The following is an 18829-nucleotide window of genomic DNA, read 5'->3' as shown; positions in this document are numbered from 1 at the left end:
CAGGCCGCCAGCCCGGTGAATAGGACAGTCATTACTTTACTCGCCCTCAATCCCCTTAACGGAGCGTACCGAATCCCAGTGCTTGCAGCTCGGGCACAACCAGTGCAACTGATTGCCCGAAAACCCACAATTGCTACACCGGTAGTGAGGGCGGCTCGCTATTAGCTGATCGATTAGCGTCTTGAGCAGAGAGAGATTCTCTCTCGCCCTACCCTCTGTACTATCAATATGGAGGTCGAGAAAGCGTCCCAACCCCCTCAAAGACGGGCGCAGCGCCAGCTGCTTCCCCATAAATGCGGCCGCTGCAGCCTCGCTATCCTGCTGCTGAATACGCTCAGCCAGGGCAATCAATACACTATTAGAGGGGTGTTCTTTCAACAGGGATTCAAGATAGCGATCCAACCCCTTGCCATCCCCTAAATCCCCATAACAAGTAATCAACAGTTCAAGGATTTCAGGAATATAGTCTGGACTCTGCTTGGGAATCCGCTGCAAAACCTTGATCGCCTCTCTCGGCTTGCCAAGCAGATATTCGAGGCGACCCCACAGCAGATTTGCCCGCACTGAGCTGCGCTCATAACTCAGAGCAGAATCGATATGCTTCCTCGCACTTAGGTAATCCTTTGCCGCTATTGACTCCTCTGCCAATTCGCAACAAAAATGAGCCTGAACCGGGGCCCAGTCAGCCGAGAGACGCTTGAACCGTCGGCCATGCAATAGGTTTACAGCGTGAATCGCTTTAGCCCACTCCCTTTCATCCCGGTAGACTTCAATCAGACGCTCCAGGCTAACAGCCTTTAACTCCTGAGAGGTCTCAACCAACTCCTGCAGCAGGCGCTCAGCTCTATCCAGCCAGCCAGCAGAAATATAGTCACAGGCAAGTTCAAGTTGAGCTTTGTTTTGACTAACCCTGGACAAGCTCGGGCGCCCGAGTAAATTTTGATGGACTCGAATCGCCTGATCGTACTCCCCTCTTCGGCGCAACAGACTGCCAAGAGCCAGGTGGGTGTCAAAAGTAGCCTGACTTACTTCCAAAGAGTCAATAAATTTATCAATAGTATCGTCGTGGCGCTCACTCAATAAATAGTTTAAGCCCTGGGCGTAAGACCTCACCAGCGCATGCTCTTGCTCACTATAATCCGCCACTTTCTTTTTGGCGCTGCCTCGCCCCAGCACCCAGCCGATCGCGATTGCCGCAAGCAGGAAAAAGAAATAGGTAAAATCGAGCAAATCAGTCTCCAGAAGCCTTGCGGTGGGCGGTGTGTAATTCCCGCTCCATTTTCTTCAATTGCTTCTCGAGCGACCGCACTTGGCGACGCTTGGCATAAACAGGCTGCAGACTAACGACAAAACCAAGCAACAACCCCAGCAACAAGAAACCAATCAACCAAAAGCCTACACTTCCCGCCGGCAATTGATAGCCCACAATATTTGGCTTGATAGTCTCCGGATTGGCAACTGCGAAATAAATCCCCAAAGCGATGCAAAGCAGGGCGACGACCCCATAGACGATGCGTGTCAGCCAACGCAAAAATGACAAGGGAACCTCCACGTTCCACAAAAAACTTTATCGATTAACGACGAAGCTCACCCCGATTAATGGCAGTATCCACACTGCTGCCAGGGAGTCTAATCATACTTCGATACTTGCCTCATCGTGCATACTTCGATTCACTCTGTCGCGCAACTCTTTGCCAGGCTTGAAATGCGGGACATATTTCCCGGCGAGATCAACCGCGTCCCCAGTTTTGGGATTCCGACCCGTACGCGGGGCTCGATAGTGAAGAGAAAAGCTACCAAAGCCGCGTATCTCTATACGCTCACCCTGGGACAGGGCATCTGACATGGTGTCGAGCACCACTTTTACCGCCAGCTCTACATCCTTAACTGGCAGCTGATCCAACCTCAACGCAATCCTTTCGATCAGTTCGGACTTGGTCATGCGCTCCGCAACCTTTGTAAGTCATTGATTATTCTGGAGTAGAGCACCAATCATCTAATAGAAAGCCGGACTGGGCAACCCCAGTCCGGCTTTCGGGTCGCTCCAAATGATCCATTTGGAGCTGTGAACACTCAAAGACAATTAGTCTTTGTTGTTCATTTGCGCCTTAATCAGGTCACCGATAGTAGCGGGCTGAACTTGTTCAGACTGCTTCTTGCTGTGATCCTTGATAGCTTGCTTCTCGTCGTCCTGGTCTTTGGCTTTGATAGACAGGCTGATCACGCGGTTCTTGCGATCCACGCTGGTGATCTTAGCTTCTACTTCTTCGCCTTCTTTCAGAACGTTGCGAGCATCTTCAACCTTGTCGCGGCTGATTTCAGAAGCGCGCAGCACGCCTTCTACTTCGTCCGCCAGGGTGATTACTGCTTGCTTAGCGTCAACTTCCTTAACAGTACCTACAACGATGCTGCCGCGATCGCTGGTGGTAACGTAGTCGGAGAACGGATCGGACTCCAACTGCTTGATGCCCAGGGAGATACGCTCACGCTCGGAATCGATGCCCAGGATAACAGTCTCGATTTCGTCGCCTTTCTTGAACTTGCGAACAGCTTCTTCGCCAGCTTCGTTCCAGGAGATGTCGGACAGGTGAACCAGACCGTCGATACTGCCGTCGAGACCAATGAAGATACCGAAGTCAGTGATGGACTTGATCTTACCGGAGATCTTGTCGCCCTTAGCGAATTTACGCGCGAAGGCATCCCACGGATTTTCCTGGCACTGCTTGATACCCAGGGAGATACGACGACGCTCTTCGTCGATATCCAGGATCATCACCTCTACCTCGTCGCCAACCTGGACAACTTTGGACGGGTGAATGTTCTTGTTGGTCCAATCCATTTCGGAAACGTGTACCAGACCTTCCACACCTTCTTCCAGCTCGGCAAAGCAGCCGTAGTCGGTCAGGTTGGTTACAACCGCCTTCACGCGGCTGTTCTCTGGGTAACGCTGCTTGATGGATACCCAAGGATCTTCGCCCAACTGCTTCAGGCCAAGGGATACACGGCTGCGCTCGCGGTCGAACTTCAGTACTTTTACTTCGATCTCGTCGCCAACGTTCACGATCTCGCTCGGGTGCTTGATGCGCTTCCAAGCCATATCGGTGATGTGCAGCAGGCCGTCGATACCGCCCAGGTCTACGAAAGCACCGTAGTCGGTCAGGTTCTTCACGATACCCTTGACGCTCATGCCTTCCTGCAGGCTTTCCAGCAGAGCTTCACGCTCTTCGGAGGTGGCAGCTTCCATAACGGCGCGGCGGGAAACAACTACGTTGTTGCGCTTGGAGTCCAGCTTGATAACTTTGAACTCGAGCTCTTTACCTTCCAGGTGCGCAGTGTCGCGAACCGGACGAACGTCAACCAGAGAGCCGGGCAGGAACGCACGGATATTGGCAACATCAACAGTAAAGCCACCTTTAACCTTACCGCTGATAACACCTTTAACCACTTCGTCAGCTGCGTGAGCTGCGTCGAGGATTTTCCAGGCTTCAGCGCGCTTGGCTTTTTCGCGGGACAGACGGGTTTCACCGAAACCGTCTTCTACAGCTTCCAGGGCAACCTGTACTTCGTCGCCCACCTGCAGCTCAACTTCACCTTTATCGTTGGCGAATTGTGCAGCAGGGATAACGCCTTCAGACTTCAGGCCCGCGTGAACGGTAACCCAGTCTTTATCTACGTCGATTACAACACCAGTAACAATTGCGCCCGGTGCCATTTCAACGCTTTTCAGGCTCTCTTCAAATAGATCAGCAAAGCTCTCGCTCATTACATTACCTATAGTGCTGGGTCCAGCCGTTGGTAACTGTTAAGTCTAGTCAACCGCCAGCCGCGACCCCAACCGCGCTGCCAGCACGCGGGTCGGATTACGATAACGGCCGGGCGATTCTGGCTGATCCCGGCCGCTGTCGTTAGAAAACTATTTACTGCCCGAACTTCAGGGTGAAATACGGTCCTGAACCAAATCGAGCACTTTTCCGAGGACTTCATCGATACTCACCCCCGTACTATCCAGCTCAACCGCATCCTCAGCGGGAGCCAGGGGGAGGCTTTTCTGTTCATATCCTGTGCATCTCGGGCACGGATGTCCTCCAGCAGGTCGCGGAGGCTAACAGAAACCCCCTTTTCCTGCAACTGAGCGAAACGCCTGTTAGCGCGCTCCTCAGCGCTGGCGGTTAGGTAAACCTTGACCGGCGCGTCGGGAAACACGGTAGTGCCCATATCCCGACCATCGGCAACCAAGCCGGGGGGCTGGCGGAAGTCCCGCTGGCGTTGCAGTAGCGCTGCCCGCACACCGGGAATTGCCGCGACCTTGGAAGCGGCCATGCTTACCCGCTCCATACGGATATCTGCGGTGACGTCACTCTCTTCCAGCCACACCTGCAACTGACCGGCACTCACGGTAAAGCGCACATCGAGATCTTTCGCCAATTCGGTCAGCAGCTTGTCATTGGAGAGATCAACTTCCTTATTAAGTGCGGCCAAAGCGGCAGCCCGATAAAGGGCCCCGGAGTCCAACAAGGAAAAGCTCAAGCGATCAGCCAAAAGCTTTGCAATGGTTCCCTTACCCGAACCACTGGGACCATCAATGGTAACTACTGGTGGCAACCCGTTTGTATCACTCATATTTTCTTTACAACTCAACATCTCTGGCGGATGCACTCAAGCGAACCACAACCGCCCAAACCTGAATGCCCGTGTCACGCCAACTGCAACTTGAGACCCGCGCCCGTTGCCAGTTCGGCAAAGTTCGGGAATGAGGTCGCCACATTGGCGCAGTGAAGGATGCGGATTGTATCCTTTGCGCGCAGCGATGACACTGCAAACGCCATAGCAATACGGTGATCCCCCAAGCTATCGACGGTGCCTCCAGAAAATACCACACCCTCTTTGCAGCCCTGGATCACGATACCGTCCGGTGTTGGCTCAGCTTTTACCCCAAGTGCAATCAAGCCATTTGCCATCGCCTGAATCCGGTCACTTTCCTTGACCCGCAACTCCTCCGCACCAGTCAGGACGGTCTCACCTTCTGCACAAGCTGCCGCAACAAACAATGCGGGAAACTCATCAATCGCCAGGGGCACCTGATCCTCAGGGATGCGAATTCCCTTCAAGGGCGCATAGCGAACACGAATATCCGCCACCGGCTCACCGCCCACTTCGCGCATATTCAGCAATTCAACATTGCCGCCCATTGCACGGAGGATATTGATAACCCCATCGCGGGTGGGATTGATCCCCACATGCTCCAGCACAACATCGGAACCGGGAGAGATAGCGGCAGCAACCATAAAGAATGCGGCTGAAGAAATATCGGCAGGCACATCGATGCGACAGGATTTCAGTGAGCCACCGCCCACCAACTTAGCCTGAGCACCATCCCGCTCCACCTTATAACCAAAGCCCTGCAACATGCGCTCGGTATGATCTCTAGTGGGCGCCGGCTCAACGGTAGACGTTTGACCCTCACTATAGAGCCCAGCCAGCAATACCGCTGATTTCACTTGAGCACTAGCCATCGGCAGCGGGTAATCGATCCCTTTCAACGCACTACTACCCTTAATCAAAAGCGGCGGACGACCTTCCGGGCCAGTCTCAATATTTGCACCCATCTCACGCAGAGGATTAGCCACGCGATTCATCGGGCGCTTTGACAGGGACTCATCACCAGTGAGTGTTACGTCGAAATCCTGTCCGGCAAGCAATCCAGCCAACAGGCGCATGGAGGTCCCGGAGTTGCCGAGATATAGCGGTCCGGGCGGTGCCTGCAAGCCATTAAGACCCACACCATGAATTACAACCCGACCATTGTCCGGTCCCTCAATTACGACCCCCATATCGCGGAAAGCCTGCAGGGTTGCCAGTGCATCCTCACCCTCCAGGAAGCCCTCAACTTCTGTAACTCCCTCGGCCAGGGAGCCCAGCATAATAGAGCGGTGCGACATGGATTTGTCCCCCGGCACCCTGAGCTTGCCATTTACAGCCTCGCCCGGCTGCACGATAAAAGTAATCTCTTGTTCTTGCATAGGTTCCGAATACGCTTGTTTTGCCAACATTTTGGTAAAGTGATCCCGTGCCGCTTTGGCGCGAGTAAAAACCCCCATCAGGGCAGCGCTATCACCGGAGGCAATAGCGTCGCGCAGGGAAGAAAGGTTGAGGCTGTACAGGTCGATGGCCTTTAAGATGGCATCCCGATTGGCGAGCATAATATCTCGCCACATAACCGGGTCACTGGAAGCGATACGAGTAAAGTCACGGAAGCCTCCCGCCGCATAGCGGAAGATATTTTCGTTTTCCGCATCGTGGGCCAAAGTGTCCACAAGGCTAAAAGCGATGACATGGGGAAGATGGCTCGTAGCAGCCAGAACCTCGTCGTGCTCCTCCACTGACATTGTCAGGGGCTCAGCTCCCACGGCCTGCCATGCTCGCTCTACAAGCTGCAAATGAGCAGCCCCTGTATTCGCAAGCGGCGTCAGGATAATGCGGTGATCCCTATAGAGGTCATCTCTCGCCGCGGTAACACCACTTTTTTCAGAACCAGCGATTGGGTGCCCTGGCACCAGAAAATCTGGAGCACTCCCCCACACTTTCTCTGCCGCTGTCACCACGCTACCTTTTACGCTGGCACCATCTGTCACAGTGACTCCCGCCGGCAGGTGTTCTTTCAGCTGCGCGAATACAGACTCAATCGCCAGTGTCGGCACAGCCACAAACACCAAATCGCCCGGCTCCAGCTGCGGCAATACCAGCTCGAGACTGGTGCTGGCCCGATCAACAATACCGAGCGCCCTGGCTTCATCGCAGACACTCTCTTCCAGAGCGACCCCGATAACTTCTCGGCAAGCCCTGGCAGCTTTCAGTGCAAGAGCAAAACTCCCCCCAATTAAACCGACCCCAACAACCAGCAGCCGGCCAATTTGAGCTTGCGCCATCACAGCACTCCGCGAGGGTAGGAACCCAGTACTTTCAGATCTGAGGCACAGCCTCCAACCTCTTTTAGCGCCTCGGCAATTCCCTGGGTATCGCGGTGGCCGCTAAAATCGATAAAGAACACATAGGTCCAATTGCCAGACTGCGATGGCCGGGTCTCTACCCGAGTCAAATCGACACTGTAGCGACGAAACGGCTCCAGAAGATCGTGCAGAGCACCTGGCTCATTGCGCATTGATACCATCAATGAGGTCTTATCATCCCCACTCGCAGGCACTTGCTGGGTACCAATAATCAAGAAGCGGGTGGAATTATCCGGGCGATCTTCTATTTTCTCCGACAGCACCTTCAGCCCGTAGAGTTCCGCTGCCATATCGCCAGCTATCGCCGCAGCATTCCACTCACCCTTAACGCGCTTGGCCGCATCCGCATTGCTGGCAACTGCAACACGCTCCACATTGGGATAATGGGCATCAAGCCATTTGCGGCACTGCGCCAGACTCTGCGCATGGGAATAAATACGAGTGATTGACTCTGGGCGCGTTACATCTGAGATCATCAAGTGATGATGGATACGCAGCTCCACCTCACCGCAGATACTCAGGTTGGAGTGCATAAAGTTGTCCAGGGTGTGGTTGATCACCCCTTCGGTAGAGTTTTCTACCGGCACAACACCGTAACTGACGGCACCTGCTTCTACCTCACGGAAAACTTCATCAATTGCCGCCAGCGGCCGGCTCTGAGCAGAGTTGCCGAAGTGCTTTAATGCCGCCTGCTGGGTAAAGGTACCCTCAGGGCCCAGGTAGGCCACTTTGACGGGCTCTTCCAAGGCCAGGCAGGCCGACATAATTTCGCGAAACAGTCGCGCCATTTCTTCATCAGTCAGCGGACCATTATTGCGCTCCATAGCCTTGCGCAGCACTTGTGCTTCACGCTCCGGCCGATAATAGAGAGCATCCTCGCCAGTAGCTTTCTTAACCTCTGCAACCTCCAGGGCGCAGCGAGCCCGCTCACTAATTAAGCGAGCAATCTCTCCATCAATACTGTCGATCTGATTGCGCAGCTCCAGCAGTCGCTGGTCACCACTCACAGTTTCCTCTGCCATTCGTTTATCTACTTTCTCTAGAAATCATCAAGATTGAATTAACCACCTAAGCCTTGCGCACTTCAAAATCCGCCATAAATGCCACAAGCGCTTCCACTGCCTCCATGGGAACGGCGTTATATAGCGACGCGCGCATACCACCCACAGAGCGGTGCCCCTTTAAGCTCAACAAACCCGCTTCTTCTGACTCAATCAAAAACTGCTTATCCAGGCGGTCGTCAGCCAACACAAAGGGCACATTCATGCGGGAGCGACTTCCCTCCTCAACCGGACTGGAGAAAAAGTCACTGCTGTCGAGGAAGTCGTACAGCATTTTGGATTTAACATCGGCCTGCTTAGCCATCGCATCAACACCCCCCTGATCTTTCAACCACTGAAAGACAAGACCAGATAAGTACCAAGCGAAAGTAGGTGGCGTGTTATCCATAGAGCCCGCCTCTGCCGCCACCTTCCAACTCAAACTGCGAGGAATATTTTCCAGTGAGCGATCGAGTAAATCATCCCGAATCAAGGCTACAGCGATACCTGAGGGGCCAATGTTTTTCTGCGCGCCGGCATAGATAACGCCGAACTTTTCCACCTCAATCGGTTGAGACAAAATAGTTGAGGACATATCCGCCACTAGCGGGCACTCCACTTCCGGCACATAGCCAAACTCAACACCGCCAATCGTCTCGTTAGGGGTATAGTGGAAATAAGCCGCATCACCACTCGACTGCCAGCTGTCTGCCGCAGGTGCATAGCTGAAGTTGCGATCCTCACTGGATGCAACCACATTTACCTCACCGTAGCGGCGAGCTTCTTTAATCGCTTTGGCCGCCCAACTACCGGAGTGTATAAATTCAGCTTTGGATGAGCCGGCACCGAGAAGATTCCAGGGCACGGCACTGAATTGCCCAGTTGCCCCGCCCTGAAGAAACAACACTTTGTAGTTGCTCGGCACACTGAGCAGATCGCGGAGGTCCTGTTCGGCCCGCTCAGCTACCTCAACAAACTCTGGAGAGCGGTGGCTGACCTCCATTACAGAGCAACCGAGCCCTTGCCAATCGAGCAACTCCCTTTGCGCCCGCTCCAGTACGGGCTGCGGTAAAGCGGCAGGGCCTGCACAGAAATTAAACTTCCTCATGAGCTGATTTCCACAATACAAAAAAGGTTTCAAATACAACTAGATGTGTCTACGCACAAATTGCCATTCAGGGGGATAGATATCGCGCCTTTAGCGTTTTTCGTGGGAGCCAAAGGCAAGAAAGGCCGCGATAAACGCAGCCTTTCTTAGTGGTCTGGAGCGGTGGGTCACTCTTCCCCACCGTTTTCTTCACCGTCATCTTCGGTCTCTTCAATGCGACCGAGACCAACCAGCTTCTCGCCAGTCTTCAGGCGAATCACTCGCACCCCCTGCGTGTTGCGCCCAAGTACAGAGACTTCATCAACACGGGTACGCACCAGAGTGCCCTGATCGGAGATCAACATCATCTCCTCACCTGGGTGCACCTGACAGGCCCCAACCAAGGCACCGTTACGTTCACTTTCCGCGATCGCAATAACACCCTGGGTACCGCGTCCCTTGGTGGGGAATTCGCTGATAGCTGTGCGCTTACCGTAACCATTCTCAGTAGCCATCATCACAGAGCCCCCCTCTTCAGGGATAACCATAGCGATAACCTGCTGACCTTCCTGCATACGAATACCGCGAACACCACGGGAAACACGGCCCATAGAGCGCACATTGGACTCGGAGAAGCGCGCTGCCTTACCGGCGCTGGTAAACAGCGCTACATCGCGCTCACCATCGGTAATCGCAGTGGCTACCAGGCGATCGCCCTCCTCCAGCTCAATTGCACGCAAACCAACACTGCGGGGGCGGGCAAAAGCGGTGAGGGGGGTTTTCTTCACGGTGCCATTGGCAGTGGTGAAGAAGATAAAGTGATTTTCGTCGTACTCAGACACCGGCATCATGCTACTGATACGCTCGCCCTCTTCCAGGGGCAGCATATTAACCATTGGGCGACCACGGGAGGCTCGGCCAGCGGTAGGCACTTCGTAGACTTTCAACCAGTACACCTTGCCCTTATTGGAGAAGCACAGAAGGGTGTCATGGGAGTTAGCGATCAATAGATGCTCGACGAAGTCCTCGTCTTTTACCTGGGTCGCGGATTTACCCATACCGCCACGGCGCTGGGCCTGGTAATCGGTCAGAGGCTGGCTCTTGGCGTAACCACCGTGGGAGATAGTTACTACCTTGTCTTCCGGGGTAATCAGGTCTTCAACAGTCAGATCCTGGCGAGACGCAACGATATCGGTACGACGCTCATCGTTAAAGTCCTTTGACAGCTGCTCTAACTCTTCGCGGATCACTTCCATCAGACGCTCGAAGCTACCGAGGATATGCAGATATTCAGCAATCTGCTCCAGTCGATCCTGGTATTCTGCCAGCAGCTTATCGTGCTCCATACCCGTCAGGCGGTGCAGGCGCAATTCAAGAATTGCCTGGGCCTGGGCCGGGGACAAGTAGTAAGAATCGTCGCGCAAACCAAATTCTTGCGGCAGATCATCTGGACGGCAGGCATCAGCACCAGCCCGCTCCAGGAACTGCTGTACATTGCCCACAGGCCAGCCTTTAGCCAGCAACGCCTCGCGGGCATCTGCCGGTGTGGCGGAAGATTTGATCAGCTCGATTACCGGATCGATATTGGCGATGGCAATCGCCAGACCTTCCAGAATATGACCGCGCTCGCGGGCTTTACGCAACAGGTAGACCGTACGGCGGGTAACGACTTCCTGGCGGTGGCGAATAAAGTGCTCGAGCAGCTCTTTGAGGTTCAATACCTTGGGCTGGCCATCGACCAGGGCCACCATATTGATACCGAAGACGCTTTCCAGCTGGGTCTGGGAATAGAGGTTATTCAGAACCACATCACCCAGCTCTCCCCGCTTAAGCTCAATCACTACGCGCAAGCCGTCTTTGTCGGACTCATCGCGCAGCTCAGAGATACCCTCGATCTTTTTCTCTTTCACCAGCTCAGCAATACGCTCGATCAAGCGCGCCTTATTCAGCTGGAAGGGGATCTCAGTAATAATGATGGTTTCGCGATTGGTCTTGTCATCGCGGATCACATCTGCTTTGGCTCGCACATAAATGCGCCCACGGCCAGTGCGGTAAGCAAGGAGAATACCGGCGCGGCCATTGATGATGGCGCCCGTGGGGAAGTCCGGCCCGGGGATGTACTCCATCAGGTCGTCGACGGTCAACTCGGAATTATTGATCAGAGCCAGGCAAGCCTTGATCACCTCACCCAGGTTATGGGGAGGAATATTGGTGGCCATACCCACCGCAATACCGGAGGAACCATTGACCAAGAGGTTCGGCACACGCGAAGGCAATACCTCCGGCATTTGCTCGGAGCCATCGTAGTTATCGACAAAATTAACAGTTTCTTTATCGAGGTCGGACAGCAGTTCGTGGGCCAACTTATCCATACGAATCTCGGTGTATCGCATGGCAGCTGGACTGTCACCATCGATAGAGCCGAAGTTACCCTGGCCATCTACCAAGGTGTAACGCATAGAAAACGGCTGCGCCATACGCACAATAGTGTCGTAGACCGCAGTGTCTCCGTGCGGGTGATACTTACCGATTACATCACCAACGACACGCGCTGATTTCTTGTACGGTTTATTCCAGTCGTTTTTAAGCTCGCTCATCGCGTAGAGCACGCGGCGGTGTACCGGCTTGAGGCCATCGCGTACATCCGGCAGTGCGCGCCCGACAATCACGCTCATGGCATAGTCGAGATAAGACTGCTTGAGTTCTTCTTCGATATTAATCGGAGAGATTTCTTTGGCTAATTCGCCCATGGCTTACGGCGTTCCTTTTATAGCGCGGGCGTACGTACTGTGCCCGGGATAAGCGGGCGATTCTACCATAGTTTGAGATGTTTGGAGCCGCAGGACTATGAGATATAAAACTGCAACCCAAACCACAGTTGTCGCCCCCTTTGACTGCGGCTACAGTAAAACACCCCCACAGCAGCCACCAGATAAGTCCTCATGCAACAAGCTGTCGATACCCTGATCCACGCACGCTGGATCATACCCGTCGTACCCGAGAAAAAAGTGTACGAAAACTGTTCGCTCGCGATAGAGAAGGGCAAAATCTCTGCCCTGGTACCCACAGCTGAGGCCTCAATTCGTTTTCAGGCAAAAGATGAAGTCGACCTGGGGCAACACGCATTAATTCCAGGGTTAATTAATACTCACAACCATGCGCCCATGACGCTATTGCGCGGCTACGCTGATGACCGCCCACTTAAAGAGTGGCTGGAGCAGCACATCTGGCCGACAGAGCAACGCTGGGTAGGTCCGCAATTTGTAGCTGACGGCAGCCGGCAAGCGATTGCCGAGATGCTGCGCTCTGGTACTACTACTTTTTCTGATCAGTACTTCTTCCCGGAAGCCGTCGCCATTGCTGCGCGGGAAAGCGGAATCAGGGCCCATATCGCCTTCCCCGTGCTGGATGCCCCAACCCCCTGGAGCCGCAATAGCGACGAGGCTCTGCACAAAGGATTGGCGTTACGCGATGATTACCGTGCGCACGATCGAATTGAGGTGGTATTTGCACCTCACGCCCCCTACACCGTGGGGGATAAAACACTGGAGAAAATTGCAGTCTGCTCTGCCGAAGCGCAGATCCCCATGCAAATGCACCTCCACGAGACCCACGCTGAAGTTGAAAGCGCCCTGAAAGCTAATGGAGAGCGGCCCACCGAGCGGCTATTCCGCCTTGGGCTATTGGGGCCGCAGACACTTTGTGTACATATGGTGGCCACTAATCAACGAGACATTGAGCTAGTGAGTTCAAGTGGCGCCCATGTTTCTCACTGCCCATCATCTAATCTCAAGCTCGCCTCAGGCTTCTGCCCAGCCTATGACATGCTGGAAGCCGGCATCAACGTATCCCTTGGCACCGATGGCGCTGCGAGCAATAACACCCAAGACCTGTTCTCCGAAGCCAACACAGCCGCACTACTGGCAAAAGCTGTTAGCGGGAACGCAACAGTCCTACCCGCGCATCAGACACTGAGCATGGCGACCATCAACGGAGCCAAAGCACTGGGAATTGAAGATATAACCGGAAGCCTGGAAGTAGGCAAAAGCGCAGACATTGCTGCTATCAATCTCGGCGGTCTAGAACAGCAGCCTTTGCATGACCCAGTGTCCCAGTTGATTTATGCCAACGGAGGACACAATGTCAGCGATGTCTGGGTTGCAGGGCGACAACTTTTAAAGGAGCGCCAGCTACAAACCTTAAACGAAACTGAGGTTATCCAGCGGGCGCAAATATGGCGTGATAGAATCAGCGGAAATTTACGCTAGATAACTGATTCCGGCCCAATCACTGAAAAATGCCGGTTACGAGCGACGGAGTTTGCAGAGAAGTTCATGAGCAATGTAGATCCCTCAGAAATCGCCAAATTTGAGCAACTTGCCAGCCGCTGGTGGGACAAGGAAGGCGAGTTCAAACCACTACACGAAATCAATCCACTACGTGCAAATTACATTGACCGGTATGCTCCGGTTGCCGGTAAGAAGCTCCTTGATGTGGGCTGCGGTGGTGGCATCCTGGCTGAAGCCATGGCGCAGAGGGGAGCCGATGTCACTGGTATCGATCTAGGGGAAGCCCCACTCAATGTCGCCAAACTCCACGCCCTCGAAAGTGGCGTCAGCGTCAATTATCGCAAAGTGGCAGTAGAGGACCTGGCAGAAGAAGCGCCCGAGAGCTTTGATATTGTTACCTGCCTGGAGATGCTTGAGCATGTACCAGACCCCTCTTCTGTCATTCGCGCCTGCGCAAAACTTGTAAAACCTGGCGGCAAGCTATTTTTCTCTACGATCAACCGCACCCCTAAAGGGTGGCTGTTTGCCGTAGTCGGAGCAGAATATGTCCTACGCTTACTGCCCAAGGGCACTCATGAATACAGTAAGTTTATCCGCCCCTCAGAAATGGGCGCCTGGCTGCGCGATGAGTCCCTGGAAGCGCACGATATAACCGGTATGACTTATAACCCGGTTACCCGAAGCTACAAATTGAACCCCCGGGATGTCGACGTCAATTATTTGATGTATGCCAGCAAACCAGAATAAGTGAACTGCAAAATGAAAGCCGTTTTATTTGACCTGGATGGTACCCTGCTTGATACTGCGCCAGATTTTATTGTTGTATTAAATCAACTGCGCCAACAGGAACAGTTACCTCCACTGCCTGACGAGACGATCCGGGGAACTGTATCCAATGGTTCCAGGGCGCTAGTCACATTGGGGTTTAACAAAGAAGAAGGTGACCCCGCCTTCCCAGGATTATTGCAAAGGTTGCTGGACCTCTACTTGGCACATCTTGCAGAGAAGACGACCACTTTCCCCGGTATCGACAATCTGCTCGACAACCTGGTTGAAAAAAACCTTCCCTGGGGGATTGTCACCAATAAACCGGAGGCCTACACCACTCCTCTGATGGAGGCTTTTACCCATCTACCGCCAGCCTCTGCAATTGTTTGCCCTGACCACGTCAGCAAATCCAAGCCGGACCCCGAGCCCCTATTTTTAGCCTGCAGCCAGATTGGCTGCGCTCCCGCTGAAGCAATTTATATCGGCGACCACAAGCGCGATATCATCGCCGGCCAAAAGGCTGGTATGCCAACTATCGCTTGCGGGTATGGTTATATTGACTCTACAGACAACCCCGCCAATTGGGGGGCAGACCACCTGGTAAATTCCGCCAATGAAATTTGGCCCCTTCTAGAACAACACTATTTTTGAAACTTGAAGCAATACCGGGCACCCAAGCCCGGTGACAGTATCGGGATATTTCATGTCAGACTTTGTTGGCGACTATCAAGCGCCCTCCGACCTATTAAAGAGCAAAATTATTCTTATCACCGGTGCCGGAGACGGCATAGGTAAAACTGCAGCAAAGACTTTTGCCGCTTACGGGGCGACAGTAATTTTGCTAGGCCGTACAACTCCCAAGTTAGAAGCAGTCTATGACGAAATCGAGGCTGCCGGTGGACCACAGCCGGCTATTTTCCCCATGGACCTGGGTACGGCAAAAATAGAGGATTTCGAGAGCCTCGCAGAAGCTATTCGCAACGAGTTTGGCCGCCTGGATGGACTCCTGCACAATGCCGGCCTGCTCGGGCAACGCACCCCTATCGGCAATTACAATTTCAACACTTGGCAACAGGTAATGCAGGTGAATGTTAATGCGGCATTTGGACTAACAAAGGCAATGCTGCCCCTGCTAGAGGAATCAGAAGCCGGCTCTGTTGTCTTTACAAGCTCCAGCGTTGGGGTTAAAGGGAGAGCCTATTGGGGGGCCTATTCAGTATCGAAGTTTGCCACTGAAGGGCTGATGCAGGTACTCGCCGATGAACTGGAAGGGGTTTCCAATACCCGGGTCAACTCCCTAAACCCAGGGGCAACCCGTACAACAATGCGAGCAACTGCCTACCCAGCAGAAAACCCACAGTCGGTAACCTCTGCAGAAGATATTATGCCCACCTACCTCTATTTAATGGGTAGAGACAGTAACGGCGTAAGCGGGAAGCATTTTAGCGCCCAGAAGAAATAGAGACCCCGTCTCCTGGACAAGAATCCGGGCTTCGGTCTCGGGCACTTGTCCATGTAAGCCTTATTGGCATTGCACTTGATAGCTACTCACCGAAGCCCTTGTCATCACTGTCTTTTGAGTCCGCCCCCTCTCCAATTGGAGGCATATGCTCGGGAGCATCGGCAAATACATCGCCTTCAAACTCCATCATATTGGAGCCATCAAACAGCTCTATATCTTGAGCATCTCCCGAGTACTGGTTGTAGTCAACGGACTGATCATCCCGCTCACTAAGCGCGACCCCGACAGCATAAGCTGCAGATCGATCAGATACCGCAAGGCTTATTCCCTCGCAAGACACGTACCCAACCACAACAGCAAACAGTGCTACAGGTGTTAGCAACCCTTTCATTTCCCCGCCCCTGGATAGTCTAATTTTATAAGCAACTCACAGCAAATAGCTTTTAATTAAAAGCCCTGATAATCACATTTGTCAAACAACAACTACTAAAAACGGCAATATTCCACAAACTGATCTCGATCCCCATAATTAGTAGACAGCCAGCATGTGTGGCTCTTCAAATTCTTTCATGCTGACAGCTAAAAAAGTGTGAACCCATCTGCATTTCTATTTGTTCAAGCAAGTCGCGTAAGGCAGAATTGGATGACATCTCTCGACTAGAAGCGCCCCAAACACTATGAAAGCCATACTTGTAACCTGTTTTATTGCATTTTCTATGCTTAGCAATTCCCCCGTCTTCGCGACGCCATTAACAGAAGAGTTAGCAAAATGTAGTCGTATTGAAGCTGACATAAAGCGGTTATCTTGCTATGACATGTTGACCGACTCTCTGAAAGACCGGGCAAAAAACGAATTTGGAAAGAAACAGAAGAGCGTAGTAACCGAAACGCCTAGCTTTATCGAAGCTAGAATTGTTTCAATAACCAAAGGCGCTTATCACAAGTCCCTAATCAAACTGGATAATGGCCAAGTATGGCGCCAGAATGACGATAGTAGGATCCATTGGAAAACTGGAAGCTTAGTAGTCGTAGAGAAAGCAATGCTTGGCTCTTTCTTTATGCAAGCAAAAGATGGTGGCCGAAAAGTAAGGGTCAAGCGCGCCCAGTAAAAGCTGAGTTTCTAGAGGGGCAGATATAACTGCCCCCGCTTCCAGAAAAACAGAACCTTCAAGTCCCATTTTTCCCTTCTTGAGCTTACTGATACATCTATAGTAAGTAGAAATAGGCGTCACTCGACAGCTTAATAGACTGATCAACAAGTTTCGTTCACACAGCCAACAGAAGGTTTAAGCACTTGTCCCGAGAACATTTTTACTCAAGGGATGAAGAATGGCTGAAGGATACAGGCGAACCACTCTCTGACTCCTGCCAGGGTGCCAGCGAGCCCGACCCCCAGGTCGAGCGAGACCCTGACACGGAAGAGATTCACGCAGCGGGTGATACCCTCTCCGAGAGCGGCACCACCCCAATGCAGAGCTATCTCAAGCACCTTTACAGGCTTGAGCTATTAACTCCGGAGGAAGAGCACAGTACCACCTGTCTATTACGCGACCTGGAAGAGAAGCTCATTTCCAACCTTCAGGAAAGCGGCACCGAGTTGGTCCAGCTTCGCAGCGAAGGAGTGGAGCAGCGTGGAAGCACAGGCGCCTACGACCATGGGCTTATAATTGCCCACACTGAAATCCTTCTCACCAGCAAGTTCCTGGATAGGCGCGGCCGCAGCAGGTTAACCGGACTCCTACAGCGCTTTCAACAACAGCGGAAAAAATTGATCCAATGTAATCTGCGCCTGGTTATTGCCATCGCAAAACGCTTTCGCAACCCATCAGTTCCCTTTATCGATTTAATTCAAGAAGGCAATGTTGGATTAATGAAAGCCATTGAGCGATTCAAACCACAAATGGGATACCGCTTTTCGACCTATGCCTACTGGTGGATTCAGCAAGAAATTCAATTAGCTTTAAGGCGCAACGAAGATCTTGTCCGACAACCAGCCAATGTCCAGGATGATTTAAGAGCGATTTACAGAGCCATTGGTGAAGTACGCGCTCAGGGGCAACCTGCATCCGATGACAATCTGGCCCGCCACACAGGACTAGATATTGAGAGAATCCAGAGCTTATTAAAACTCCCAGGACCAACTGGGTCTCTCGATGACCCAGTCGCAGACGACCAGAGCAGTACCCGACTGGACTACGCACCTGCTGATGAACTTTACAATACCGATGAGCTTGTAACTAACCAGGAGCTAGCTCAACGCCTCCGTGAAGCTGTTGCCCGCCTCCCCGCACGACAAAGGACAGTCCTCAACTTGAGGTATGGATTAATTTCTGACAAAGATTGCTCTTTTCGAGTTATTGGTGAGCAATTGGGGCTTAGTCAGGAGCGCGCGCGACAACTTCATTCTGACGCACTTCGACAATTGAAGCGGCAGTGGCGTTAGAAAAGGAAGAAGTCGATGGCAAGCCTCTCCTGAGAGCTTGCCATCGAACCCTTTCCCACTAGTCTTTAAAACAGTTCTATCAGTTAGTACTGCGAAGTTATGCGTAAGTTAGCGGTCTTCAACGAAAAATACTGTGCCTTTAAATGCTGTACCTATTTTTTTGTCGGCGGACTACTTCTAGCCCCACCGATCCAAGCAGAATCCGAGCTCATTGCAAGCGCAGGTAAAGGGTTAGGAAATGAGTTAATGCAGTATCGCTCAATTTCGGCCTCAGAAATGGCTGGATTCAGCTACTCCTATCTACTGTCTTCATTTAGCCTTGGCGACAATTCACTTCAATGGTGGGGTCAAGGCAGCTACTCCCATATGCGAATTGAACACCACAGCGAGAAACAGCAACAAAATATTCTCGAAATTAAACCTATTTTGCGCTGGTACCCCCGAGGTGAATTACGGGGCGGCTTTGCTGAAGCAGGCGCAGGAGCATCCTACTTAAGCCAAAAGAACTTTGGTAATATTGGATTGAGCACCAAACTAAACTTTTCTCTGCACTTTGCTTTCGGGTACCGTTTTTCCAGAGGCCACGTCCTTTCTTTAAGATACAGTCATTTTTCAAACGCCAGAACCAATACACCCAATCCCGGTTTTGATTTCGCCTCCTTGAACGGGCACCTTAACTTTTAGAAATTCAACCATTCAATACTTTCAAGATTGCTAACGACTAAGATTGCTT

Annotated in this window: 16 protein-coding genes and 1 pseudogene; 7 read left to right on the top strand and 10 right to left on the bottom strand. The window is 52.5% G+C overall.

What is annotated here, in order from left to right:
* Positions 1-36 precede the first annotated feature (36 nt).
* From lapB to gyrA, 9 genes and pseudogenes are all read right to left on the bottom strand, one after another.
* A complete protein-coding gene (lapB, locus tag ACJJIR_RS06775; RefSeq protein ID WP_444907757.1) occupies positions 37-1230 on the bottom strand; it encodes a lipopolysaccharide assembly protein LapB in 1194 nt (397 codons plus the stop codon).
* Between the two features lies 1 nt (position 1231).
* Positions 1232-1540, bottom strand: a complete 309-nt coding sequence (locus ACJJIR_RS06770; RefSeq protein WP_413662669.1) for a lipopolysaccharide assembly protein LapA domain-containing protein — start codon at positions 1538-1540, stop codon at positions 1232-1234.
* A gap of 93 nt (positions 1541-1633) precedes the next feature.
* Positions 1634-1942 (bottom strand): integration host factor subunit beta, encoded by a 309-nt coding sequence (gene ihfB / locus ACJJIR_RS06765; protein ID WP_282932044.1) that lies wholly within the window; start codon positions 1940-1942, stop codon positions 1634-1636.
* Positions 1943-2083: 141 nt separating this feature from the next.
* A complete protein-coding gene (rpsA, locus tag ACJJIR_RS06760) occupies positions 2084-3763 on the bottom strand; it encodes a 30S ribosomal protein S1 (protein ID WP_413662670.1) in 1680 nt (559 codons plus the stop codon).
* A 168-nt stretch (positions 3764-3931) separates the two neighbouring features.
* A pseudogene (gene cmk, locus ACJJIR_RS06755) lies at positions 3932-4620 on the bottom strand ((d)CMP kinase).
* Between the two features lie 74 nt (positions 4621-4694).
* Positions 4695-6926 carry a bifunctional prephenate dehydrogenase/3-phosphoshikimate 1-carboxyvinyltransferase gene (locus ACJJIR_RS06750; protein ID WP_444907756.1) on the bottom strand — a complete coding sequence of 744 codons (2232 nt, stop codon included), beginning with the start codon at positions 6924-6926 and terminating at the stop codon, positions 4695-4697.
* Positions 6926-8029, bottom strand: a complete 1104-nt coding sequence (pheA, locus tag ACJJIR_RS06745; protein ID WP_282932042.1) for a prephenate dehydratase — start codon at positions 8027-8029, stop codon at positions 6926-6928. The genes ACJJIR_RS06750 and pheA overlap by 1 nt, the downstream gene beginning before the upstream one ends.
* A 46-nt stretch (positions 8030-8075) precedes the next feature.
* Entirely contained in the window at positions 8076-9155 is a 1080-nt protein-coding gene (gene serC, locus ACJJIR_RS06740; RefSeq protein WP_413662673.1) for a 3-phosphoserine/phosphohydroxythreonine transaminase, read from the bottom strand.
* Between the two features lie 167 nt (positions 9156-9322).
* Positions 9323-11884: a DNA gyrase subunit A gene (gene gyrA / locus ACJJIR_RS06735; RefSeq protein ID WP_108733855.1), complete on the bottom strand. Its 2562-nt coding sequence runs from the start codon at positions 11882-11884 to the stop codon at positions 9323-9325.
* Between the two features lie 192 nt (positions 11885-12076).
* On the opposite strand from gyrA, the gene ACJJIR_RS06730 reads away from it, so the two are divergent.
* From ACJJIR_RS06730 to ACJJIR_RS06715, 4 genes are all read left to right on the top strand, one after another.
* Positions 12077-13402 carry a TRZ/ATZ family hydrolase gene (locus ACJJIR_RS06730; protein WP_444907755.1) on the top strand — a complete coding sequence of 442 codons (1326 nt, stop codon included), beginning with the start codon at positions 12077-12079 and terminating at the stop codon, positions 13400-13402.
* A 66-nt stretch (positions 13403-13468) separates the two neighbouring features.
* On the top strand, positions 13469-14170 hold the full coding sequence (gene ubiG / locus ACJJIR_RS06725) for a bifunctional 2-polyprenyl-6-hydroxyphenol methylase/3-demethylubiquinol 3-O-methyltransferase UbiG (RefSeq protein ID WP_444907754.1): 702 nt from the start codon (positions 13469-13471) through the stop codon (positions 14168-14170).
* Positions 14171-14182: 12 nt separating this feature from the next.
* Positions 14183-14842, top strand: coding sequence for an HAD family hydrolase (locus tag ACJJIR_RS06720; RefSeq protein WP_413662676.1), 660 nt, complete (start codon positions 14183-14185; stop codon positions 14840-14842).
* A 52-nt stretch (positions 14843-14894) separates the two neighbouring features.
* Entirely contained in the window at positions 14895-15653 is a 759-nt protein-coding gene (locus tag ACJJIR_RS06715) for a YciK family oxidoreductase (RefSeq protein WP_444907753.1), read from the top strand.
* Positions 15654-15735: 82 nt separating this feature from the next.
* Here ACJJIR_RS06715 and ACJJIR_RS06710 read toward each other — a convergent pair whose 3' ends face one another.
* A complete protein-coding gene (locus ACJJIR_RS06710; RefSeq protein ID WP_444907752.1) occupies positions 15736-16044 on the bottom strand; it encodes a hypothetical protein in 309 nt (102 codons plus the stop codon).
* 286 nt (positions 16045-16330) lie between these two features.
* Between ACJJIR_RS06710 and ACJJIR_RS06705 the strand changes: the two genes are divergently transcribed.
* From ACJJIR_RS06705 to ACJJIR_RS06695, 3 genes are all read left to right on the top strand, one after another.
* Positions 16331-16762, top strand: coding sequence for a hypothetical protein (locus tag ACJJIR_RS06705; RefSeq protein WP_444907751.1), 432 nt, complete (start codon positions 16331-16333; stop codon positions 16760-16762).
* Between the two features lie 185 nt (positions 16763-16947).
* On the top strand, positions 16948-18096 hold the full coding sequence (locus ACJJIR_RS06700; protein WP_444907750.1) for a sigma-70 family RNA polymerase sigma factor: 1149 nt from the start codon (positions 16948-16950) through the stop codon (positions 18094-18096).
* 99 nt (positions 18097-18195) lie between these two features.
* A complete protein-coding gene (locus ACJJIR_RS06695; protein ID WP_444907749.1) occupies positions 18196-18780 on the top strand; it encodes an acyloxyacyl hydrolase in 585 nt (194 codons plus the stop codon).
* Positions 18781-18829 lie beyond the last annotated feature (49 nt).

It is taken from the genome of Microbulbifer maximicatervae (SeqCode), assembly GCF_052467385.1.
The sequence above is the reverse complement of the archived record's forward strand: the minus strand, read 5'-3'. Positions and strand labels throughout refer to the sequence as shown.